Origin of the sequence: Psychromonas arctica DSM 14288 (assembly GCF_000482725.1) — a bacterium.
Classification (GTDB): Bacteria; Pseudomonadota; Gammaproteobacteria; order Enterobacterales; family Psychromonadaceae; genus Psychromonas; species Psychromonas arctica.
The window spans coordinates 226,222-249,378 of the sequence record NZ_KI519477.1; the positions used below are offsets into that span (position 1 = coordinate 226,222).

20 protein-coding genes are annotated in these 23,157 nt (G+C 37.8%); 8 read left to right on the plus strand and 12 right to left on the minus strand.

What is annotated here, in order from left to right:
* Nucleotides 1-85: 85 nt before the first annotated feature.
* The 7 genes from H592_RS0112585 to cobT form a co-directional block, all read right to left on the minus strand.
* Nucleotides 86-1,312 (minus strand): type II secretion system F family protein, encoded by a 1,227-nt coding sequence (locus H592_RS0112585; RefSeq protein WP_051369159.1) that lies wholly within the window; start codon nt 1,310-1,312, stop codon nt 86-88.
* Nucleotides 1,313-1,518: 206 nt separating this feature from the next.
* Complete coding sequence (gene pilB / locus H592_RS0112590) at nt 1,519-3,204, minus strand: type IV-A pilus assembly ATPase PilB (protein ID WP_028869077.1); 1,686 nt, start codon at nt 3,202-3,204, stop codon at nt 1,519-1,521.
* Nucleotides 3,205-3,207: 3 nt separating this feature from the next.
* Nucleotides 3,208-3,693, minus strand: coding sequence for a pilin (locus H592_RS24810; RefSeq protein WP_028869078.1), 486 nt, complete (start codon nt 3,691-3,693; stop codon nt 3,208-3,210).
* Nucleotides 3,694-4,319: 626 nt separating this feature from the next.
* Nucleotides 4,320-5,765 (minus strand): sodium:proton antiporter NhaD, encoded by a 1,446-nt coding sequence (gene nhaD, locus H592_RS0112600; protein ID WP_028869079.1) that lies wholly within the window; start codon nt 5,763-5,765, stop codon nt 4,320-4,322.
* A gap of 230 nt (nt 5,766-5,995) precedes the next feature.
* Nucleotides 5,996-6,901, minus strand: a complete 906-nt coding sequence (locus tag H592_RS0112605; RefSeq protein ID WP_028869080.1) for a histidine phosphatase family protein — start codon at nt 6,899-6,901, stop codon at nt 5,996-5,998.
* A gap of 126 nt (nt 6,902-7,027) precedes the next feature.
* Nucleotides 7,028-7,801: an adenosylcobinamide-GDP ribazoletransferase gene (locus tag H592_RS22280; protein WP_037071749.1), complete on the minus strand. Its 774-nt coding sequence runs from the start codon at nt 7,799-7,801 to the stop codon at nt 7,028-7,030.
* 131 nt (nt 7,802-7,932) lie between these two features.
* Nucleotides 7,933-8,985, minus strand: a complete 1,053-nt coding sequence (cobT, locus tag H592_RS0112615; RefSeq protein ID WP_245600418.1) for a nicotinate-nucleotide--dimethylbenzimidazole phosphoribosyltransferase — start codon at nt 8,983-8,985, stop codon at nt 7,933-7,935.
* Nucleotides 8,986-9,391: 406 nt separating this feature from the next.
* Here cobT and srmB point away from each other — a divergent pair, with 406 nt between their 5' ends.
* Nucleotides 9,392-10,756: an ATP-dependent RNA helicase SrmB gene (gene srmB / locus H592_RS0112620; RefSeq protein ID WP_037071750.1), complete on the plus strand. Its 1,365-nt coding sequence runs from the start codon at nt 9,392-9,394 to the stop codon at nt 10,754-10,756.
* A gap of 177 nt (nt 10,757-10,933) precedes the next feature.
* A complete protein-coding gene (locus H592_RS0112625) occupies nt 10,934-12,484 on the plus strand; it encodes a hypothetical protein (RefSeq protein ID WP_028869083.1) in 1,551 nt (516 codons plus the stop codon).
* A gap of 204 nt (nt 12,485-12,688) precedes the next feature.
* Here H592_RS0112625 and dacB read toward each other — a convergent pair whose 3' ends face one another.
* The gene (gene dacB / locus H592_RS0112630) at nt 12,689-14,143 is read right to left on the minus strand and encodes a D-alanyl-D-alanine carboxypeptidase/D-alanyl-D-alanine endopeptidase (protein ID WP_028869084.1); all 1,455 of its coding nucleotides are present in this window, start codon (nt 14,141-14,143) and stop codon (nt 12,689-12,691) included.
* A gap of 171 nt (nt 14,144-14,314) precedes the next feature.
* Between dacB and pyrB the strand changes: the two genes are divergently transcribed.
* From pyrB to rraA, 3 genes are all read left to right on the plus strand, one after another.
* Nucleotides 14,315-15,250 carry an aspartate carbamoyltransferase gene (gene pyrB, locus H592_RS0112635; RefSeq protein WP_028869085.1) on the plus strand — a complete coding sequence of 312 codons (936 nt, stop codon included), beginning with the start codon at nt 14,315-14,317 and terminating at the stop codon, nt 15,248-15,250.
* A gap of 9 nt (nt 15,251-15,259) precedes the next feature.
* On the plus strand, nt 15,260-15,715 hold the full coding sequence (pyrI, locus tag H592_RS0112640) for an aspartate carbamoyltransferase regulatory subunit (protein WP_028869086.1): 456 nt from the start codon (nt 15,260-15,262) through the stop codon (nt 15,713-15,715).
* Nucleotides 15,716-15,822: 107 nt separating this feature from the next.
* Nucleotides 15,823-16,338, plus strand: a complete 516-nt coding sequence (rraA, locus tag H592_RS0112645) for a ribonuclease E activity regulator RraA (RefSeq protein ID WP_028869087.1) — start codon at nt 15,823-15,825, stop codon at nt 16,336-16,338.
* Between the two features lie 234 nt (nt 16,339-16,572).
* Here the strand turns inward: rraA and H592_RS0112650 are convergent, their stop codons facing one another.
* The gene (locus tag H592_RS0112650) at nt 16,573-16,806 is read right to left on the minus strand and encodes a cell division protein ZapB (RefSeq protein WP_028869088.1); all 234 of its coding nucleotides are present in this window, start codon (nt 16,804-16,806) and stop codon (nt 16,573-16,575) included.
* 171 nt (nt 16,807-16,977) lie between these two features.
* On the opposite strand from H592_RS0112650, the gene H592_RS0112655 reads away from it, so the two are divergent.
* Nucleotides 16,978-17,199: a DUF1653 domain-containing protein gene (locus H592_RS0112655; RefSeq protein ID WP_028869089.1), complete on the plus strand. Its 222-nt coding sequence runs from the start codon at nt 16,978-16,980 to the stop codon at nt 17,197-17,199.
* A 71-nt stretch (nt 17,200-17,270) separates the two neighbouring features.
* Here the strand turns inward: H592_RS0112655 and cysE are convergent, their stop codons facing one another.
* Together cysE and H592_RS0112665 are read right to left on the minus strand one after the other, a co-directional pair.
* Entirely contained in the window at nt 17,271-18,050 is a 780-nt protein-coding gene (gene cysE, locus H592_RS0112660) for a serine O-acetyltransferase (RefSeq protein WP_028869090.1), read from the minus strand.
* A gap of 115 nt (nt 18,051-18,165) precedes the next feature.
* Entirely contained in the window at nt 18,166-19,098 is a 933-nt protein-coding gene (locus H592_RS0112665; protein ID WP_028869091.1) for a cation diffusion facilitator family transporter, read from the minus strand.
* Nucleotides 19,099-19,620: 522 nt separating this feature from the next.
* Between H592_RS0112665 and H592_RS0112670 the strand changes: the two genes are divergently transcribed.
* Nucleotides 19,621-20,316 carry a response regulator gene (locus tag H592_RS0112670; RefSeq protein WP_028869092.1) on the plus strand — a complete coding sequence of 232 codons (696 nt, stop codon included), beginning with the start codon at nt 19,621-19,623 and terminating at the stop codon, nt 20,314-20,316.
* Between the two features lie 424 nt (nt 20,317-20,740).
* The gene (gene trmL / locus H592_RS0112675) at nt 20,741-21,205 is read left to right on the plus strand and encodes a tRNA (uridine(34)/cytosine(34)/5-carboxymethylaminomethyluridine(34)-2'-O)-methyltransferase TrmL (protein ID WP_028869093.1); all 465 of its coding nucleotides are present in this window, start codon (nt 20,741-20,743) and stop codon (nt 21,203-21,205) included.
* Nucleotides 21,206-21,393: 188 nt separating this feature from the next.
* Here trmL and recJ read toward each other — a convergent pair whose 3' ends face one another.
* Complete coding sequence (recJ, locus tag H592_RS0112680; protein ID WP_028869094.1) at nt 21,394-23,124, minus strand: single-stranded-DNA-specific exonuclease RecJ; 1,731 nt, start codon at nt 23,122-23,124, stop codon at nt 21,394-21,396.
* Nucleotides 23,125-23,157: the final 33 nt, after the last annotated feature.

The window sequence follows — 23,157 nt, forward strand, 5'->3', positions numbered from 1 at the left end:
AGGATCAAAAAAGCGAACTATTTTCAGTTCGCTTTTTGTTACTTCTTTGCTCTGATTTTCCAACTTAATTGCCGCTGATTAGCTATTAACCAATAACACTGCCTAATTGGAATATAGGTAAATACATGGCGACTATCAGCCCCCCTACTACTACACCTAACACCACCATGATCATTGGCTCTAATAAACTGGTGAGACCATCAACAGCATCATCAACTTGTTGCTCATAAATATCGGCCACTTTACTCAACATACCATCTAGATCACCTGATTCTTCACCAATCATGACCATTTGTGAAACCATATCCGGGAAAGCAGCAGTGGTTTTCATCGCAACATTAATTTGCATGCCGCCCATCACTTCAGAGCGCATTGTATTCACAGCCGTTCGGTAAACATAGTTACCCGATGCACCCGCAGCTGAGACTAACGCATCCACTAGGGGGATACCGGCAGCCGAGGTAGTGGATAACGTACGTGCAAAACGTGCGACTGCGGCTTTATTGAGGATCGTTTTAATGACCGGTATTTTAAGCACAAATTTATCCGTATTATTACGTACTTTTTCATTACTACGATGCGCCCTTTTAAACAAAAACACCGCTAAAAAACAACCGCCAATAATCATATACCAATAGCTTTGTACAAAATCAGAAATACTTAGTACAAATAAAGTAAATGCTGGTAACTCGGCACCAAATCCAGCAAAAATATCTTGGAATTGTGGAATAACAAATAATAGTAAAAGTAATGTAACGAGGCCAGCAACCACTAAAACAGCGATCGGATAGAACATGGCTTTTTTAATCTTAGACTTTAACGCTTCTGACTTTTCTTTGTAGGTGGAAATTCGGTCGTAGATGGTATCTAAGGAACCAGACTGTTCACCAGCCTCGACTAAGTCGCAATATAAATCATCAAAATTTCTAGGGAAAGTACGCAATGCTTGAGAGAGTGGTGTTCCCGTTGATACATCGTTAGCTATAGAAGTCATTAACGTTCTTAAGGAGGCTTTTTCATTGCTTTTTGCTATCAACTCTAAACTTTGAACTAGAGGTACACCGGCACTCAACATGGTGGCAATTTGTCGAGAGACAACGGCGATATCCATAGGTTGAATTTTATCACCAAAGGAAAACAGCGACTTCGCTTTCTTTTGTGTTTTGGTTACACTCACGCCCTGTTTGCGTAACTCAGACTTTATTTCAATCGCACTTTCTGCTTGTAATTCACCAGATACTTTTGCCCCTTTACGGTTAATTCCCTGCCAGGTAAAGGTATGTATATCGGCGACTGTCTTTTTCTTCACCATTAAAAATCCTTTAAATAATTACTGAACTGCACTATTACTAACGTTTTTGAGTGAAAAGAATTAAGACTATATGCATGAGTATTAGAAGTTATTGCAGTCAGTGGCTTCAGCTAATTAATACAACCTCTTGGAGCAATACGAGTGTTAATTAATGCTATCAATCAGTTTTATGCTTCTGTTTTGTACTTCTAATTTATATTTCTAATCTAAGTGACGCGGGTAACTTCATTTAAACTGGTAACACCATTTAACGCTTGTTTAATCGCAGATTGACGTAGGGTATGCATACCTTCATCAATGGCGGCATCAGCTATTTGCATAGCATTACCATCATTTAATATAATACGACCTAGTTCATCTGACATCTCCATCACTTCATAAATACCTACACGGCCTTTATAACCATCAGTGCATTTACTACAGCCCACGGGTTCACATAAATGCTGTTTTTCAGCCAGATGTTCAGGTTTAAACCCTAATTCAATTAACTCGGGATCAGACATTTGCAACGGTGCTTTGCAGTGCTCGCATAAACGACGCGCTAAACGTTGCGCAATAATCAATGAAACTGAAGACGCAATATTAAAAGCAGGTACGCCCATATTTAATAAACGCGTAAGGGTTTCTGCTGCTGAATTGGTATGCAAAGTCGATAATACTAAATGCCCGGTTTGAGCGGCTTTAATACCAATTTCTGCGGTTTCTAAATCTCGAATCTCACCGACCATAACAATATCAGGATCTTGACGTAAAAATGAGCGTAAAGCAGAAGCAAAGGTCAGCCCAGCTTTATTGTTGATTTGTACTTGGTTGATACCGGTTAAATTTATTTCTACCGGATCCTCCGCCGTGGAAATATTACGCTCAACGGTATTTAAAATATTTAAACCGGTATACAGTGAAACCGTTTTACCACTCCCTGTCGGCCCGGTGATCAATATCATGCCCTGTGGTTTAGATAAGGCATTCATGTATTTGGCTTTTTGCTCATCTGTATAACCTAGTTTATCGATATTTAAACTGGCGGCAGAAGAGTCCAAAATACGCATTACAATTTTTTCACCCCACATAGTGGGTAGCGTACTGACACGTAAATCAATATTACGTTTATTAGAAATTTTTAATTTAATGCGACCATCTTGTGGCAAGCGTCTTTCTGCAATATCCAACTTAGACATAACCTTTAAACGTGCGGAAAAACGGTTAGCTAAATTAACAGGGGGAGAAGCCACCTCATGCAAAATGCCATCTACGCGAAAACGAATACGGTATTTTTTTTCATAGGGTTCAAAATGTAAATCCGATGCGCCTTTTTTTACCGCGTCACCTAATATGCCATTAATGTATTTAACTATCGGTGCATCATCGTCAGCTGCCTGCGCTTGGTCTAAGCGAGATTCTGTTTCGTCAATTTCAATATCATCAATGCTGCCGATATCTTCTAATGAGCTAGTACCATCGTCTAATAACGTTTCAATGGCTTCATTAAGCTTACTTTCTTCCACCAGTAATGCTTCAGTGTGCATACTAAAGCTAAAGCCAAAATCCTCAAGAGCAGATACATTGGTGGGGTCTGACATGGCAATATAAAGTGTATTTTGCTGCATATACACAGGCAAGGCATGATGTTTCTCTATTAGCTTTTGGTTAATAAACTTTTCAGGAATATTATCCAGTTCTAATGCATCGCTATCTAATAGAGGAATACCATATTCAGCTTCGCAAAACTCTGCTAAGGCTAAACTTGCAATAAAATTATTTTCAACCAGGTAAGAGACTAACGCTTTCTGTTCAGAAGCCGCCGAGGTGCAGATTTGTTGTAGTTTATCTTGCTCAAGTAAACCACGTGCGGCTAGGCTAGAAGCCAAGCCGCTGATATTATGTATTGCCATTAATTATAAATCTTCAACAGTACTCCAAGAAACTTTGCCTGTAGAGTCCCATTCTCCAGATAGGATGTATTGCGAGCCAACTGGCAAACTTCCTAAAGCAGCAGTAGTTTTAGCTATTACGAAAACAACACCAGCAGCAGCAGTAACTGGAGTACCTGTTCTAGTTACTCCCGTGGCAACTGCATCCGGAGCAGCAGAACGCGCAACCGTAGTAATACCATCTGCAGCTAAAGATTGTGGGACAGTTGTGACAGCACCACTTGCAGAGCTAATACAATTAGATGTAAATAAAGCAGCCGTAGACGCTTCAATTTGACCACAGACCTCTACAGCTGATTTAACTGCAGTAACAGCAGAAACTAAATTAGTAAATTGTGCTTTTTTAGTATAATTATTATAAGCAGGAAGAGCGACTGCCGCTAGAATACCGATGATCGCGATTACGATTAATAGTTCGATTAATGTAAAACCTTGTTGTACTTTTTTCATTTTTTTATCCTTAACTTTGTTAAACCATTGTTTATTTTAATAGGGTTAAACAATCATTTTTATGAACATACATTTTCTAACCATTCAGTTTTACATTAGCACCAGCATCTGCGTTGACAAGAATGATAGCAATATAAGTTTAGCGTGACAGGCTGTTATCAGCCGCCTTATTTAATTACCTCGTTTAGAGTAGTTCTTTTATAAAAAAAGAAAAGAAATAAACACATATTTTTTGAAAAAATCTTTCAAAGCCCATGAATTCACAAGAAAATCATAAAAAAACGAAATAAAATATATTTTATTTTGACCTTTATTTTCATTGTTCTTTCATTTTTCAAAACAAACTTTTTCTTTTCTTTTCTTTTCAAAAAACTAACCAAGCATCAGTATCATTTGACTATTAACACTAAACTAACTTTTAGCTTAGCTTTGCAGATAATAGTAGACCTAAATTAATTTTGTACTTCACAATTAACAATTAATAATTGCTAAAAAGTAAGTAGTAAAGTAAGTAGCATTTCGCATTAGGTCACACTACTCAAAACTATTGTAAGTTAAAGACTTTATAAAAAATACATATTTATAGGTATTAAATTAACCATTCCTTGATTCAAGTTAAACAGAGCTTAATTAAAATAAACGGCATTAAACCATAGGTGCGTGTAAATACTGGCAACATAACCTAATGCAATTACGGGTGCCCACTTTAGATGCACACCAAAGGTATAGATCCCTCGCGCTTGCCCCATTAATGCAACCCCTGCAGCACTACCTATCGATAACATGCTGCCACCTACACCTGCGGTTAATGTAACAAGTAACCATTGCCCGGTATTCATATCAGGCTCCATACTTAATACCGCAAACATCACCGGAATATTATCTACAATCGCTGACAACACACCCACGGTAATATTGGCATATGTAGCATCCCAGTTGCTGTACATCGCTTCGGAAATCATGCCCAAGTAACCAATGAAACCTAATCCTCCCACACACAATACAACCCCGTAAAAGAATAATAAGGTGTCCCATTCTGCTTTAGCCACTTTATGAAATATATCAAAGGGAGCGCCATCCCCTAAACCACGTAGACGTTCATGCTCTTTTTTATCCACGGTATGCTCAAGTGCAAATTCATAATGATTTTTTTGTGTTTTACGTAAAAAGAAAGCAAAGAACTGCAGTACTCCTAACCCGGTCATCATACCTAACACGGGTGGCATACCTAAGAATGAGTGCCCTGCTACGGCAAAGAAAATAGTCACTAAAAACAAACCAACGATACGTCTAGCACCGCGCTTCATATGCACAATCTCACCATCTCCCTGCGCCACTTCTTTAGAGATAAAGAAACTCATGATCACAGCGGGGATCAAGAAATTAACTGCGGACGGAACAAATAATGCAAAGAATGTGGTGAACTCAACCATGCCTTTTTGCCACACCATTAACGTTGTAATATCGCCAAATGGGCTGAATGCACCACCAGCGTTAGCTGCAACCACGATATTGATACAGGCTAAGGCGATGAATTTTGTATTTTTACCACCCACTTTCATTACGATCGCACACATTAATAATGCAGTGGTTAAGTTGTCTGCAATAGGCGAGATGAAAAAAGCTAAGATACCTGTTAACCAAAAAATCAAACGTAAAGTGAACCCTTTATTAACCATCCACGCACGTAGTGAATCAAATAACTTACGCTCTTCCATGGCGTTAATATAAGTCATCGCTACTAATAGGAAGAAAAATAACTCTGCGTATTCTAATAGATTATGGCGAAATGCTGCTTCAGCTTCATGACTCATGCCATTTTGAGAATAATAAAAACCAATCATGCCCCAAATAATGCCTGCAGCAACTAGCACAGGTTTGGACTTACGAAGGTGGATCACATCTTCCAACATCACTAAGCAGTAGGCGATAGCAAAAAATAAAACAGCTGCATAACCAATACCATGTGAAGTGAGATCTATATGATCTCCAGTACTCGCTAATAGGGAGGAAGAAAATAAGACAGTACAAAGTGTCAATATGACACTTAAGACCTTAGGCAGCTTTAACATTACGTTTTCCTTAAAGTAATTAATAAATTGAAGCGATAATTTTTTTTCGCGATTCTAGCATATGCCCCACTCAGCCAACCTATAGTTAGCGAAGCTTTAACACAAAAGTTTGAAGGCTGAAGCAAGATGACATAAAAAGTCTTGAATTTTAAGTGCTCATAAGTATTTATAAGCACTTAGAAGCAATAACTGCCTTGCTTAATAACAGTCAGCTGAAGCAAGTCATGCATTTAAAGCTGATGATTAATACCAGTACAACGTGATAATGCGCTTTGGTTCGGGAAAAGCTGAAGACTAGAGACACTCATTTTATCTATTTGTAATGTTAATGAATGTTGTAGTGGGATTTGCAAGAAATCAGATAAAATAGAGCGAATAACGCCAGCATGACAAATAATAATAATCTGTTGGGTTTTAGTTTGCTGTGCGAGTTGTTGCTGTAATACTTGCCAGGCGTTGACTACTCGTTGATCAAAGCCACTTGCACTTTCTCCATCTGGAAAAGTAAAGTTCAGTAAATCATTATTCCACTCTTCTATCTTTTTTTGCCCAATGGATTGCCAACTTAGCCCCTCCCATTGTCCAAAGTTGATCTCTTTAAAAGCTTGGTTTATCTGTACAGGGCTTTTTGACGGTATATTTTTAGGTGATGACGCTTTTGATGTTAAGTCTTTTGATACTGCGTCTTTTAATATTGGGTCTTTTGATACTACATCTTTTGATACTGCGTCTTTTGATCCAGAGTATTTGTTATCAAAATAAGCTTGTAACCCTTCAGCTAATTGAGCGCAGCGTTTTAATGGGCTAGTGATAATTATTGGAGAATCTAGTTCTTGTTGATATGGCAGCTCTTGTGGATATTGCTGCTGTTCTGGAAACAAGCAATGTGTTTGAAAATAATCAATGAGCTTTTGCACATCTTTACTAAATGAAGACGTGACTGCGCAATCTAACTGCCCGTAACAAACACCAGATGGAAGATCAACATCCCCATGGCGCACAAGAAAAATGCGATGATTAATTATTGTCGCACTAGAGGTCGATGTTGAATTGGAAACTTGAGCAGTAGACAGTGACGAATCATAAGTTAGGCCTTCAGAGGTTAGTGATTGCTTACTGTTTGTTTCTTGTTTCATTCTCGCTTACCCTTGTTTTTTATTCTTTGTTTTATTCTTTACTCTTTACTCCGTAAAAAGCACTTGGATTTATGGGCTTTTTTGACCGCTTTACATTCAGAAATAGCAGGTTTGAACACAGGTCATTTAAACATAAGCCACCAGCATTAATAAAATAAGTAGTTCGTTTAATTGCTGCACAAAACCCAGGCAATCTCCGGTATAACCTTGTATTTTTGTCTGAAAATACGTACGACAAAAGATTGTACTGATAACAACCACAGTGAAAACTAATAATAAGCAAAAAAACGGCATCCATAGCATTGAAACAGCGCTGGTTAATAGAGCGGCCAGCAAGTAGCGTTGAGGTAAGCGTTGCGAGGATCGCGTTGATTTACTGCTCGATTCTTCGCGAGCATAGTCTGTACTTTGCATTAAACACAGTACACTGCATCGACTTAATACAGCCGCACTTATAAAACTCAAAGCAAAAAAGCTAATGCTATGATTTATAAGCAGGCCTAACACATGGATTTTCAACACCAATAACAGAATTAGACCAATAACTCCGTAGGTGCCTATTTGGCTATCTTTCATAATAGCTAAACGTTGTTGTTTGTTATAACCGCCACCAAAACCATCACAACTATCGGCAAAACCATCCTCATGGAAAGCGCCTGTTAATAGCACACCTGTTAACAACATTAAAATAATGCTGATACTAGGGTCAAACACCAACTGGCTAAGGGCATACGCAAGTAAACAAATAAGCGCATAAATCAATCCTATAATAGGTAAATACACATTACCTAGATGAAAAGGATAAGCAGTAAAATCCAATTGTTTAGAAGTAGGCAAACGAGAAAAAAATGATAATGCGTAACAAAATAAAACCCATTGTTTTTTTAAAAATAGCGTCATACTTTTCTCATCTGCATATTAGGTTTAATGATTAATTGGTTTGTTTCTCTTAACGATAATTGATCTGTTTTTATTAACGATGATTGATCTGTTTCTGTTAACGATAATTGCTCTATTTTTATTAACAGCGACTACTCACTATCACTGACACCTGCATCGGCAAAAGAGGCCATCTCATTTAAAAAAGCTAATGCAGATACTAATAGCGGGTAAGCAACCGCAACACCGGAGCCTTCCCCTAAACGCATTCCTAAGTGTAATAAAGGTGTTGCTCCCATTTCAGTTAATAATAGTTGATGCGCTTGCTCTTCTGATTGATGACAAAATTGTGTGTATTGCAAAAAGTCATCGTGCATCTCACTGGCAACTAAGGCGGCACTAGAAGCAATGAATCCATCAACAAGTACCAACATAGAAAGCTCTGCTGCTTTTAACATCGCACCAACCATCATAGCAATTTCAAAACCGCCAACACTTTGTAATACAGTTAATGGATCGGCATCATTTAATTGATATTTAGCAACAGCATGGTCGATGACTTTTGCTTTTATGGCGATGGTTTGTTGATCAATCCCTGTTCCCTTGCCCGCACATTGCTGACCAGTTAGGTTCATAATGGCAGCCATAATAGCAGCCGCAGAGGTAGTATTAGCAATCCCCATTTCACCAAAACCAATGACATTACACCCTTGCAGATGTTGCTGCTTAACAAGTTCAGCACCTTGCTCGATTGCTTGTAAACATTGTTCTTTAGTCATGGCCGCTTGTTGCGAGAAATCTTTTGTCCCTAACGCTATCGGCGCATTAACAAAGTGTGTTGCTGTTATATGCGAAAAATCAGCTTTAACCCCTGCATTCACAATTTTCAATTCAATATCATGTTGTGCAGAAAAACAGTTGATTGCCGCGCCCCCCTGTAAAAAATTTAATACCATCTGTTCCGTCACTACCTGCGGAAATAAACTTACACCTTGCTCAGCAACGCCATGATCTGCGGCAAAAACAATAATACTCGGTTTGCTAAAAACTGGCGTTAAGCTTTGTTGTAATAAAGCGACTTTAAATGCAATCGATTCTAATAAACCTAAACTCCCCTGAGGTTTGGTTTTAAAATCAATTTTTTCTTGCAATGTATTAACGAATTCAGAGGTGACTTTATCTAGCGGAGCAATAATATTAAACACTGACAATCCTTACCTTAATATAAAAGAAAACAAACAATTCAAATAGCGCTTATAAAAACACAAAGCTTACACTGTTTTTAAACCAGTCTCGCGAAGTTTGATCAGAATAATAAACAGTTAATTACTTAATAGTATTAATTTTAAATTATAAAGTTAGTTTTAGATGGCAGCCTAACAACAATCCATCAACGCCTTAATAAAGCAGAAAAGTGTCAACATCACCTTTGCAAAGTGACTCATAACGTTAATTCAAACTCCATTACAGAGATATTTAAATCAATAAGCACTATTTTCTCTCTGACATAAGATTGAATTCAACTATTAAGTTAATTAATAGACAATTTCCCCCCTAAACATGATCTTTGCTTTATAATGCGCTTTTTGTTTTATTGTATTGGAAGTATTCATGTCATTTGCATCACTCGAGCTTGATCAGCATTTATTAAACGCCGTTGCTAAGATGGGCCACACACGCCCTACTAGTATCCAGAAGTTGGTTATTCCACCAGCCATGGATGAACGAGATATCATGGCGAGTGCACCTACAGGTACGGGTAAAACCTTAGCCTTTTTATTACCTGCGATACAACGCTTAATCGACTACCCACGTCGTAAAGGTGGCTCTGCACGTATTCTTGTTTTAACGCCAACGCGTGAGCTAGCAGTACAGATCAGTGAAGTTGCAGAACAATTAATCGCTGGTACACAGCTGGTTGCAGGTAATATTATCGGTGGTATTTCATACCAAGATCAAGAAGATATCATTATGGGTTCAGTGGATATAGTGATTGCCACACCGGGACGTTTAATGGAATACATCGATGCAGAAGCATTTGATTGTCGTGAAGTTGAATGCCTGATCCTTGATGAAGCGGACAGAATGTTAGACATGGGATTCATTGCAGAAATGGACCGCATTGCTGGTGAAGCACGCTGGCGTAAAATGACCGCTTTATTTTCAGCAACACTTGAAGGTAAAGGGTTACGTGAATTCGCCCGTGATGTATTAAATAATCCAGTGCAATTAAATGCGGAAGTAACACGTAGAGAAAGTGGTAAGATTTTACAATATATCCACCTTGCTGATAACCCGGAGCACAAATTACAATTATTAGCGGCACTGTTACAACAAGAACCAGAACACGAACAAATTAACAAGATGATTGTATTTGTAAAAACACGTGATCGTCTTGCTCAGTTAGTAGCTCAACTTGCTGAATTAAATATTCGCTGTAACTATTTACGTGGTGAAATGGATCAAGAAAAACGTAACCTGTCATTACGTCAATTTAAAGAAGGTACGACGAATATCCTGATTGCAACAGACGTTGCAGCTCGTGGTATTGATGTGCCTGATATTACGCATGTAATTAACTACGATATGCCACGTAGTGCCGATGTTTACGTACATCGTATTGGGCGTACAGCACGAGGTGGTAAAAAAGGTACTGCGGTGTCAATTATCGAAGCACATGATATTGATATTCTTGCAAAAGTTGAACGTTACACGGACCAAGTATTAAAGCGTCGTGTGATTAAAGGTTTACGCCCACAGAATAAAGAAGCGAAAGCCAGTGTGCGTAAAACTAAAAAGCCAATTACTAAAAAAGGCAAAGCACGCGAAGAAGAAGTAAAACGCCTACAGAAAGAAAAACGTCAAAAGAAAAAACTAGAGGTAGGTAAACAACGTCATCGCACGATTAAAGGTAAAGGCAAGCCAAGCTGGGCCGGAAAGGGTAAAAAAGAAGACGACACTACTCCCTCAAAGTAGCAAGTTAGAAATGACCCACCTATATTAACTGCTACTTAACTGACCAGTTAAGATAACTTTCTAGCACTCGACAATTAACTTCTCTATAAAATGCGAAGTTAATTACAGAGTGCAGATAACATCCTGTTATAGTATGCATTGTTTATTTTTATCAGCAGGTGCTGTCAGAGGTCAATTATGCGTTTTTTCCTGTCTTTATTGTTTACTGCTTCTTTTGCGCTCATTTTATCTGCATGCACTAATACTCAGCCGCAAACTCAAAATACAACACAAACAACCACACCACAACCCACGCAAGAAGTCGTACATAAAGCATTTTCAAGCATATTAGAAAATAGCTTTCGAGGAAAACTCACTACACAGAATGATCAATTTTATTTTCAGGCCTGCGCAGATGATCAGCAATATACTATTGTCACAGATACCGAATTGGCGACTATCTATAAAAAAATAAGTAACAATACACAACAGCCCGTTTATATTGAATTTGCAGGTGAAATCAATTTTACGACGAATAAGCGTACTAAGGATCTCGTTCAATTGCGTGTGGATAGAATACACCATATGGCTTTAGCGCAGTCATCATTACAGTGCGCTAAACCACTGAATACCTTCCGTTTTAAAGCAAAAGGAGAAGATCCTTACTGGCGTATTAATATGCATGACAACCAACTATTTTTTGCCACAAAAGCCAGTAATCAATCTTATCTCTTAGGCAACGCTAACTTTGAAGCGACACAAATTAACCATTTAAAAAGCAGCAATGATGAAGGCCAACAGCTGGCTTTGCATATTCAGCCTGGGCATTGCTACATGTCTGACGATAAAGAATATTGGGGATATATCACTGAAGCAGAGACCGTATATGGACATTTTAGTGGCTGTGGACAACCGGGTTGGCTAGAAACTTCAGCCTCCTTTGCAGGTTATTATTTAAAAGCGGCAACGAATCAATCCCCAGAAGTTAATTTGACGTTAAATGAAAATCATAGCGTTGAATACGTACAAGGTAATGAACCTTACCAAATTATAAAAACAGGTTATTGGAAAAGTAATACGCCAGATAGCGTTGTAGTAATGCTCACACAGCAAAATGATCAATCGATACAAGAAGAAATTATCTTCAAACAAAGCGGTTTAAGCATTTCAAGCAATACGATTAACATCAGTAATATACTAACTTCATTTGCGACTCCTTTAACCTTTAAAAAAATGAACTTGCAAGCAGGTTTATCAGAGGAGGAGGCAGTACAAATTACGCGTCAATTTAACACTCAAAATATTGAACCTAAAATACAAATAGATACAGAAGTGCAGGCAGCATTACGTCAATATTTTAAAATTCATAGAACCGACCCTAAACAAACTAAATTTAGTTCAGTTAGATTCGATTTAAATGGAGATGGACAAGATGAAGCGATCGCCTTTTTAGATTGGTGCTCTAGTACTGGTTGTGAAATGATAGTGTTTGAAGGAAAGAATGATAGCCTTGTTTTTTCAAGTAGAATATCAAGAGTTTATGCGCCGATCACCGTTGCTAAAAGCCAACATTTTTCATGGCAAAGTTTAGCCTCGAAAAACAATCAACAATGGTTACAGTTAGACTTTGATGGTTTAAGCTACCCATTACAAACACATAAAATAGCGAATTCAGAACCGAAACCAGAGCCCACTGGGGTGGTTTTATTTAGCCAAGGTAAACCAAATAAATGGTTCCCAATTAAATAATTCCAATTAAATAATTCCCATTAAATAATTCCCATTAAATAGTTCCCATTAAACAGAGATATCTAGGTAACTTGGAATGGCACGAATGAAAGCCTTAAATTCCTTTCTTCATGCCTGATTTAATAGGTTGAATAGGTTGAATAGATTGAATAGGTTACTCGGTGTAGATGATTGAGTAACCCACTGTAAAAGTACATTTACATATTAATGAAAAATGCGCTCAAAAAAGGCTTTTTCAAATAAATACACAGAAGCTTTTGGGTGACGAGGAATATTAGCATCTACAGCGCTATTTTCTGGATTATAACCATTAAGCATTAGCACAAATAACTTGTCTCCCGCTTTCCCTTTCACGAGCCCTACTAAATTAGCAACGCCCTTTAGAGATCCTGTTTTAGCAATCACCTTGCCTTTTAAAGCAGCCGTATTCACCCCACGGTGATACTTTAAAGTGCCGTCGATACCGGCAATGGCAAAACTACTTATCAAGCCTAATTGCTTATCCTGTGTATAAACAAATTTCATCACAGACATAAACAATTCAGCACTCATTAAGTTGTGTCGAGATAAACCTGAACCATCTGCTATATAAGCATTTTCAAGGTCAATACCATGTTCTTTAAGGATCGCTTTCATCGCCTGCGAGCCATTACGAAAGTTACCAGGTTGCTGAAAATATTGAGCACCGATGGTTTTGAATAAGCTATCGGCAATCAAGTTATCGGACTCTTTCATCATTTGTTGCAATAACACATCTAATAATGGTGATTGATAAACCGCTAACGTTGATGCGGGATCTTGTTTCAGCGCAGGAGTTATCGGCTGAGAATCAATTTTTACTGTTCCCGATACAGCAATCCCCACTTGCTGTAATTCACTTGCAATGATCCGCTGTGCATAAGTATTAGGATCAGTAACCGCAAATGCTAAAGGGAAAGCGCGTTCCCTAGGTACCATACACCCCCATAGATGATAATTATTATTGCTATTACGAGTCACTTCTAAGGCACAAAATTGCTCTGCACGTTGTGCTTTAGAAACCACTGACACATCACTACTAATATCTACCGGCTCATAGCTCGGAATGTACAACGTTGCTTTGGTGGCATCTTCACTGGTTAAACTTAAGTTCCCTAACACACAATTTCTATTCACAATAATGGCATTAGCCGGCGCTGTATAGCATACACCTAAGTCATTCCATACTTGTCCATCACTCCATTGATAACCATTAAATTGGCTATTATTAAGTAAAAAGTCTCCCTTAATACGATTAATCCCCTGTGCTTTAAGGTTACGTAATAATTGTCGAATATGTTGCCGTGTTAAAGTTGGGTCGCCACTAAAATATAAACTAATATCACCTTGATATTGGCCTTTCTTAATGGCTTTTTTATTACCTTTAATAACCGTTTGGTAACGATATTTTTCACCCAAATACAACTTGGCGGTGGTAGCAGTAAGTAGTTTTTGTACGCTAGCCGGTGTTCTTAAGGACTCTTCTTGAAAAGAAGCTACTTTAATTTTTGTTTTAGCATCAATCACTAAATATGAAACCTGTGTCCCCTTTGGCAATAATGCCTGTAAATCCTGCCACTCTTGTGCGATAACACTTGTACAAAAAAGACTACTTATAAATAATAAACCAACTTTTAACATCTCAAACCACTCAACCAGAAAATCAATTTTGAGGATAACCTTTATCAGCGCCCCATGCGATCAAAATTTAGTAGGATTAATAACAACAAAAGCAATTGATAGTGATATAATTTTTGCCATTATCTGCTTCACTTATCCGAATAACATGGCCGACAACATGAGTGTGAAAAAATGAATAATCCGTTATACCAAAAAAATATTATCTCCATTGCTGATTTATCACGTTCAGACCTAGAACTAATCCTTCAAACTGCTCACTCCTTAAAACAAACTCCACAACCTGAACTGTTAAAAAACAAAGTGGTCGCAAGTTGCTTTTTTGAAGCTTCAACGCGTACCCGTTTATCCTTTGAAACAGCAGTACAACGTTTAGGTGGCAGCGTCATTGGATTTGATAGTGGAGGTAACACGTCATTAGCACAAAAAGGTGAAACACTGGCTGATTCGGTAAAGATCATCGCTTCCTATGCGGATGCTTTTTTCATGCGTCACCCACAGGAAGGCGCAGCACGTCTAGCCTCTGAGTTTACTGAGATCCCGGTCATTAATGGTGGTGATGGTTCTAACCAACATCCAACGCAGACTCTATTAGATTTATTCACCATTTATGAAACACAGGCGACATTAGATAACCTAAACATAGCCTTTGTAGGCGACCTTAAATATGGACGAACAGTTCACTCTTTAGCACAAGCATTGTCCCTATTTAATTGTAACTTCTACTTTATTTCGCCGGAAGCGTTAGCAATGCCGGACTATATTATCGAAGAGCTGAATGAACGTAATATCAACTTTTCTCTGCACAGCAGCATTGAGGAAGTGGTCGATGACCTTGATATTTTATATATGACCAGAGTGCAAAAAGAGCGCTTTGATGAAACAGAATATCAGCATATGAAGTCAGCTTTTCTATTAAACGCCAGCATGCTGGGTAATGTTAGAGACAACCTGAAAGTCTTACACCCATTGCCACGCGTTGATGAAATCAATATAGATGTCGATGCCACACCTTATGCGTATTATTTTCAACAAGCGCAAAATGGGGTGTATGCACGCCAAGCATTACTTGCTTTATTATTAAGCAATCATTTTCAAGCAAACGCTTAAGGTTTTATGATGCAAAAGAAATTACAAGTAGAAGCAATTGAACACGGGTCGGTGATTGACCATATTCCAGCACAACAGGGTGTGAAAATATTAAAGTTTTTCAAATTTACACAGACCAATGAAAAAATAACCATTGGTTTAAACCTTGCAACTCATAATGGTCAGGGTAAAGACTTAATTAAAATTGAAAATACATTTTTTAATGATCAACAAGCGAATCAATTAGCTTTATTTGCCCCTAATGCAACCATTAATCAAATCAAAGATTTTAAAGTGGTTAATAAATTTCAGGTGCAATTGCCTAGCTCATTTATTGGTGTACTTGCCTGCCCTAATAGCAATTGTATTAGCCACAATGAACCGGTTCAAACACGCTTTTACGTCAAACAAAAAAACACCTTGAAGCTCAAGTGTCACTACTGTGAGAAGTCCTTTGAACGCAGTACTTTTGACGAATTAGACTAACTTAAAGGATTGCTCTAATTTTCGACAAATATCAGAGAATAAGATTGAAATAGAGTGTGTTACGTTTATACTGAACTTATACTTCATCATTAAAAGTGAGCATGCATATGCAATACAATACTTCTGTTTTATGTGATATCTACGCGGATACCATTGACGTCGCAGAACCACTATTAACTAACTTTGGTGGGCGTAACTCCTTTGCGGGAGAAGTGGTAACCATTAAATGCTTTGAGTCAGTTGGTTTAATATATAAAGCATTAGAAGAAAATGGTGCAGGTAAAGTATTACTGATTGATGGTGGTGGCTCTTTACGTCGAGCCCTAATTAATGCTCACATTGCCGATTTAGCGGTTGAAAATGGTTGGGAAGGTATTGTAGTTAACGGTTGTGTACGTGAAGTCGACGCGCTAGAAGAATTAGATATTGGCATTCAGGCGATTACCGCGATGCCAGTAGGTGCTGATGATAATGAAGTGGGTGAAATTAACTCGCCGGTAAACTTTGCAGGAGTGACTTTTTTACCTGAAGACTTTTTATATGCCGATAGCACGGGTATCGTTATTTCTCCAGAGCCCTTAGTATTAGACACTGAAGATGCCGATGAAGAAGATGTGTTCTAATGCGCTTAGTTAATGCTCTCAGTTAATGGAATTAGTGTCTCGTATGCCAATTTGCAGTAATTAGCATTTATATTAATTAGCTATTTTTAATCATTAACAAATATAATAGACACAAAAAAGCCCAATTTTTATTTGGGCTTTTTAATGCTTCTTTTTTACGTTTAACTTGTCGTCACTTATTTAATCAAACCATTTTTCATTTTGAAATAGAATTTGATAAAAATCTAATGTCGATTAGTCAACATTCTCTTCAGCTTGTTCAATCTTACCCACTAAAGCACTTAAGCGATCCTGCCATTGTTGATGCTCAGCATTTAAACGTTCGTTGTCAGATTGTAGTTGTTCTGTTTGGTTTGCTAGATTAACTTTATCTTCTTTAAGTTCTTCAATTTCCATTTGCAGTAGTGCAATTGTCTCTACAGCTTGGTTGATTTTGTTTTCTAATTTTTCTAATAGCTCAAATGTCATTTGGAGTCCCTTAATACAAAGTAGTTGTTAACTGGAATGCAACGAGAATAAGCATTCCAAGACGCTTATTCAACCTTTGTTTTGATTTTTATGGAAAAAACCACCAATTCCTCTTTAAAGTTGAAGTATGTTACTCTAATCTGCAATTTTTTTAATTTTTTGGGTAACAAAATGTCAAAACAATTACAAATGGGTAAATACCAACATTATAAAGGCAGCTTTTATCAAGTTGAAGGAATAGCTTTTCACAGCGAAACTGAAGAAGAGATGGTTATTTACCGCCCTTTATACGGGCAAGGCGATTTATGGGTAAGACCCTTAGCAATGTTTGTAGAAAATGTCGAGATAGAGGGAAAAAGCCAACCACGCTTTGCGTATATTGGCTCAAAATAATGAGTGTTTTATAAAAGCTAGCATTATAAAGTCCGTTATTTATAACGGATATGGTTTATGAAGCTAGCTATTCACAAACACTGTTCCATGGATAACGACGGCATATCACAAGATGGCCTGCCAACGATTTTAGCCGGTACGCCTGCTACTGTGGTATGAGCCGGCACCGCTTCTAAAACAACACTACCCGCCCCTACTTTTGCACCGATACCGATTTCAATATTACCTAATACTTTTGCGCCCGCACCAATCATAACACCTTGGCGAATTTTAGGATGACGATCACCGCTCTCCTTACCGGTCCCCCCTAAGGTAACCCCTTGTAAGATTGAAACGTTATCTTCAATAACCGCTGTTTCACCCACTACTACACCAGTAGCATGGTCAAACATAATACCTTTGCCAATAGTGGCGGCAGGATGCACATCGACACCAAAGATAACTGAACTACGATTTTGTAAGTACAATGCTAATGCAATGCGGTTTTGTTGCCATAACCAATGCGCAACACGATGGATTTGAATCGCATGAAAACCTTTTAAATATAACAACGGAATAGAATAGTCTTCCACGGCAGGGTCACGATCTTGTACAGCAATAATATCGGCCATCGCACTTTCTAAAATAGTTGGATCATGCTCAAATGCTTCATCAATCACCTCTCGTACTAATATACCCGGCATAGTTCGGCTATCTAAGCGATTAGCTAATTGGTAACTTAATGCTGACGATAAATTTTTATGGTTTAAAATGGTAGAATGGAAAAAGCTAGCCAAAATAGGCTCACTTGATGAACTAGCCCATGCTTCTTCCCTGATTTTTTCCCATAGATCTCTAATTTTCTCTTCCATTATTTTACCCTTAAACTATCAAATCAATGTATATCCATGCAGCGCCATATCGATATCATCTCTATGCCATACCACAGCTATATCAACTATATATTGGTACTAGCTTATATCTTCATTATACCGGTGCGTCGATGTTTACTGCTTCGTTACGTTTCTCTATCGGCACCACGGAAATAGGATCAAGATGGATCAATATATCTGCACCAGGGAAAGCTGCTTGTAAGCCAAACTCAAGTTTGTCTGCTTTGTTATGTGCATCATATAAGCTTTGTCCATCATCTAACTCTAGATGTAATTGTATAAATTTAACGTAACCGGAAGAACGTGTTCTTAAATCATGTACACCACGCACTCCTTCTACTTTATAAGCCAATTTAAGGATTAGCTCATTATCTTCTTGAGGCAATTGTTTATCCATCAAAGCATCAATTGATTGCGTACCAATTTCCCATGCGCCGTGTAAAATATAAAGACTGACTGCAATGGCAAAAACACCATCAGCCCAACCCCAACCATACCCAGCTAAAACAATCGCCAATAACACCGCACCATTCAGCACAATATCAGTTCGATAATGCAAAGAGTCTGCTTTTATCGCCATACTGTTAGTTTTTTTCACCACATAACCTTGATATAAAACCAAGGCAAGGGTCACAACTAACGATAAGATCATCACTGAAATCCCTAAATTAGTCGCGACAATTTGATGATTGTTAATCACCGCTGAAATACCATTAATCATCAGGAAAACTGAAGACCCAGAAATAAAGGCGGCTTGCACTAACCCGGCTAAGCTTTCTGCTTTGCCATGACCAAAACGGTGCTCTTTATCGGCAGGCTGCAGGGCAACCTTAATTGCAAAAAGGTTGATAATAGAAGTGGTTACATCCATTAATGAATCGGTCAACGCAGCAAGAATACTTGATGACCCCGTCACCATCCAAGCAATAAGCTTCACAATAATCAATAAAGAGGCGGCAATAATAGCTGCTTGACCCGCTCGTTTTACTAAGTATGCATATTCTTCAGGTTGTTGTGTTTGTTTCACAATATTACAGCTCTAAAAAGTGTTGGTTGGCTATTATACCCGTTAAGATTTAATAAACAAAACGCAGTGACAACACAATGAAAAGGCAGCACACATAACTCAATTTAAACAATTAACTTTAGGTCTTATGCTTTTAACTTTAGATATTGCACTTAATAGCATCGGTAAAAATCATGATTGAGCAGGCACATTAACAACGAGAATATATTGTAGTTTATTAAATCCCCCCCTATTTATGAGTGCAACTATGTTGACCTACTTCAATAGATAATTATTTATTCAATCATTTACGTGCAAGATATAAAATAGAGACCTACAATATACCTCTTTATAGGGTATATTGTAGTCAATCTATTGATTTACCTAAATATGCAGTGACAAGTTTAAGATTCATTTTTACAGCAATCTTAATAAAAAACGCTAAACATAGCTTACTTTTCCCTGAAACAACAATAATTCCACTTCAAGCAGAATCGCTACTTGAAATTGGTATTCACACGCTTTACATAGGCTATATATACAATGAAAAATTTATTATTAATCGATGATGATAAAGAGTTAGTTTCATTACTCGATAAAAATTTAACTTCCGAAGGTTTCATTGTTGAAACAGCCTACGATGGCGAGGAAGGCTTAAACAAATTCTTAATAAAAGATTACGACTTAATCATTTTAGATGAGGTGATGCCACGTATGTCTGGCTTTGAGGTGTTAAAATTAATAAGACAAAAAACGGACATCCCAGTATTAATGCTGACAGCAGAAAACGATCAAACCAAACAAGTGATCAGCTTAGGAATGGGCGCAGATGATTATTTAACCAAACCTTTTAGTGAGCGTGATTTATCCGGTCGAATTAAAGTGATGTTACGTAGAGTTCAATACAAAAAAGGCAATGCAGAGAATAAAATATCACATTTAGATATTGAGTTATTTCCTAGTCAACAACAAGCCTTATGCCAAGAACGTACCATCGAACTCACTAATACTGAATTGCTGTTATTAGAAAAATTCTTAACCAATCCCGGTCAGTTATTGGAAAAATCTGCATTGAGTGAACAGGTTTTAGGTAAAAAACTACAAAAATTTGACCGCAGTATTGATATGCATTTAAGTAACCTACGTCGTAAATTACCTACTCGTTTAGATGGTCAAATTAGGGTAAAAAACTTTCGTGGTCGAGGTTATATGTGGTTAGATAACGACTCTCTTCAATAAACGAGCATTAACATAATCAGCGCCTGCAATACTCTGGAACAAAGCCGCTGTTAGATCATATTCTAACAAGGCGAATGCCTGTGGCGGCAAAATCGCCCTGTTGCGATATAGCAGTTATGGAACAACAGAAATCTTTCATTAATCTTGTCTAATTATTCTCAGTAAAGTGGTACACTTTTTATTTGAATTGAAGTTTAGATAAATAGTGTTCTTATCGTATTTATCACTGCTCATAAAATTTCGTTAGGTTAAAAAGTGATCACTTATAGACTGTAAAATAGTTAGCGACGAACAGAAAACCTTTAAACATAAATCCCCTCTTTTTTGTGGCATTTTATGTAGTTTTCTCACCATCCTTAACTATTTTCAAATAAATTGATCAATTATTTATCAGCATTAATATCAATAACAGTAGAGTAAAAAAATGATTGAAGTTGCATTGTACGAACCAGAGATCCCACCTAACACTGGCAATATTATTCGCCTATGTGCCAATACAGGATGTGTATTGCACTTAATTGAACCGCTCGGTTTTGACTTAGATGAAAAAAAAGTAAGACGTGCAGGGTTAGATTATCATGAAATGACCAATGTACATTTGCATAAAGACTTTGATAGTTTTTTAAAGGTAGTTGAAGGTAAACGTTTATTAGCCTGCACCACTAAAACAACCACCTACCATCATAATGCAAACTTTCAAGATGGTGACGTTTTGTTATTTGGCCCAGAAACACGAGGATTACCATCGTCGATATTAGATGCTTTACCCCTACAGCAAAAATTACGTATTCCAATGAAGGCTGATAGTCGCTCGATGAATCTATCCAATGCTGTATCTGTATTTGTTTATGAAGCGTGGCGCCAACTGGATTTTCCGGGGGCAGTTTAAGACTTTCTAGGCTCTGTATAGGTTTTCTTGGCACAATTTAGATTTTGAAGGCACAGTATAATAGTAAGTTAACACCTTCATTCCTGCGAAATTTTTAAAACATTTAAGATAAGAATCAAAAGGTAATGACTTACTTTTTGATTCTTATCTTTTAAACCTTACTAGAACTGGTTAAATGAGTAATGGCATTATCTTGACTGTAATAATTGTACTAATAACTGCACAGTTCTCTGCCCTCTAAATTCATTAACATCTAGGCTATAAACACAAAAGACTTCTTTCACTGATAAATCAGGCCAAGCTTCTGGGTCAATATTAAAAGCAATGGCATCAATTAATTTATCACCTTGTTGCAATACCATTTTTAAGTGTTTTTGCCCTACAATTCGCTGTTGTTTTAATGCAAATACACCATCAAAAATAGGCGCAGGGAATCCTTGTCCCCACGGTCCAGCATCACGTAGTTCTTGGGCAATACTCAAGTCAAACTGCTCAGGGGATAATTGTCCGTCGGATAAAATGACGTTATTTAATAAGTCCTCATCCACTTGCGCTTTTAAAATGGCATTTAGCGTATCATTAAACAGATCAAAATCTTTTTCTAACAAACTCAAACCGGCAGCCATCGCATGACCACCAAACTTTAAAATAACGCCAGGAAGCGTTTTATCGACTAAATCCAACATATCGCGAATATGTACACCCGGAATGGATCGCGCAGAACCTTTGATTTCCCCCCCATTTGCACGCGCAAAAGCAAAGGTTGGTCGGTAATATTTTTCTTTGATGCGAGAAGCCACCAGCCCAATAACACCTTGATGCCAGTCGGCCTCAAACAAACATAATGCTAAAGGTAAGTTATTTTGATCAATGGATAACTTTTGTAAGCTCAGCATCGCTTCCTGCTGCATGCTTTGCTCTATTTCTCTGCGAGACAGATTTAGCGCATCTAACTCAGAGGCAAGCGTATTTGCATGTAAATAATTATCGCATAATAGTAATTCAACGCCGTGGCTCATCTCATCTAAACGCCCTGCTGCGTTAAGCCTAGGTCCTAATGAAAAGCCTAAATCCGTGGCAACTAATTGTTGTTGATTCCGTTTTGCAACTTGAATAAGCGCACTAATACCTGGTCGGCAGAATCCAGCACGAATACGCGCTAATCCTTGATGCACTAAAGTGCGGTTATTTGCATCTAATTTTACGACATCAGCAACGGTGCCTAGTGCAACAATATCTAGAAAGTTAGCTAAATTAGGTGCAGCAAAGTCAGTAAAACAGCCTTTTTCTTGCATTAAAGAGCGCAACGCCAGCATCACATAAAATGCGACACCCACGCCTGCTAAATTTTTACTGGGGAACTGACAACCTATTTGATTCGGATTAACAATAGCATCAGCAACTGGTGTTTCCTCTCCAGGGAGGTGATGGTCAGTCACTAATACTTCAATGCCTAACGCTTTGGCATGGGCAACACCGCTAATACTAGAAATGCCATTATCCACAGTCATTAACAATTTAGCACCTTGTTGCGCGGCTAGATCAACAATTTCAGGGCTTAATCCATAACCATAGTCAAAACGGTTGGGGATTAAATAATCAACATGTTGAAACCCTAATGCACGCAGCGATAAAACACTCAGCGCCGTGCTCGTTGCACCATCAGCATCAAAATCTCCAACAATAATGATCTTCTTACCTTTTAAATAAGCTTGATATAGTAACTCACAAGCTTCTCCCATACCTTTTAATTGATTGGCATGAATTAAGGTTCTAGTACTGTTATCTAATTCACTGTCGGCAGTAATGCCTCGATTCGCATAAAGCTTAGTCAATAATGGAGAGCAAGATAATGACAATAAACTAGTATCATGTTGAAGACGTTGCTGTACTTGTGTTTTAGGTGTTTCTGAAGACATAAAAAAACTGCACGATATAGGATTATCAATGCA

Excerpts from the sequence above, each read along its gene's own strand:
- cysE (WP_028869090.1), bottom strand. The coding sequence starts at position 18,050 with ATGGAAGAGAAAATTAGAGATCTATGGGAAAAAATCAGGGAAGAAGCA.
- H592_RS24810 (WP_028869078.1), bottom strand. The coding sequence starts at position 3,693 with ATGAAAAAAGTACAACAAGGTTTTACATTAATCGAACTATTAATCGTA.
- H592_RS0112625 (WP_028869083.1), top strand. The coding sequence starts at position 10,934 with ATGCGTTTTTTCCTGTCTTTATTGTTTACTGCTTCTTTTGCGCTCATT.
- pyrB (WP_028869085.1), top strand. The coding sequence starts at position 14,315 with ATGAATAATCCGTTATACCAAAAAAATATTATCTCCATTGCTGATTTA.
- H592_RS0112605 (WP_028869080.1), bottom strand. The coding sequence starts at position 6,901 with ATGAAACAAGAAACAAACAGTAAGCAATCACTAACCTCTGAAGGCCTA.
- dacB (WP_028869084.1), bottom strand. The coding sequence starts at position 14,143 with ATGTTAAAAGTTGGTTTATTATTTATAAGTAGTCTTTTTTGTACAAGT.
- recJ (WP_028869094.1), bottom strand. The coding sequence starts at position 23,124 with ATGTCTTCAGAAACACCTAAAACACAAGTACAGCAACGTCTTCAACAT.
- pyrI (WP_028869086.1), top strand. The coding sequence starts at position 15,260 with ATGCAAAAGAAATTACAAGTAGAAGCAATTGAACACGGGTCGGTGATT.
- H592_RS0112670 (WP_028869092.1), top strand. The coding sequence starts at position 19,621 with ATGAAAAATTTATTATTAATCGATGATGATAAAGAGTTAGTTTCATTA.
- H592_RS0112650 (WP_028869088.1), bottom strand. The coding sequence starts at position 16,806 with ATGACATTTGAGCTATTAGAAAAATTAGAAAACAAAATCAACCAAGCT.
- H592_RS0112585 (WP_051369159.1), bottom strand. The coding sequence starts at position 1,312 with ATGGTGAAGAAAAAGACAGTCGCCGATATACATACCTTTACCTGGCAG.
- trmL (WP_028869093.1), top strand. The coding sequence starts at position 20,741 with ATGATTGAAGTTGCATTGTACGAACCAGAGATCCCACCTAACACTGGC.
- H592_RS22280 (WP_037071749.1), bottom strand. The coding sequence starts at position 7,801 with ATGACGCTATTTTTAAAAAAACAATGGGTTTTATTTTGTTACGCATTA.
- nhaD (WP_028869079.1), bottom strand. The coding sequence starts at position 5,765 with ATGTTAAAGCTGCCTAAGGTCTTAAGTGTCATATTGACACTTTGTACT.
- pilB (WP_028869077.1), bottom strand. The coding sequence starts at position 3,204 with ATGGCAATACATAATATCAGCGGCTTGGCTTCTAGCCTAGCCGCACGT.
- H592_RS0112655 (WP_028869089.1), top strand. The coding sequence starts at position 16,978 with ATGTCAAAACAATTACAAATGGGTAAATACCAACATTATAAAGGCAGC.
- srmB (WP_037071750.1), top strand. The coding sequence starts at position 9,392 with ATGTCATTTGCATCACTCGAGCTTGATCAGCATTTATTAAACGCCGTT.
- rraA (WP_028869087.1), top strand. The coding sequence starts at position 15,823 with ATGCAATACAATACTTCTGTTTTATGTGATATCTACGCGGATACCATT.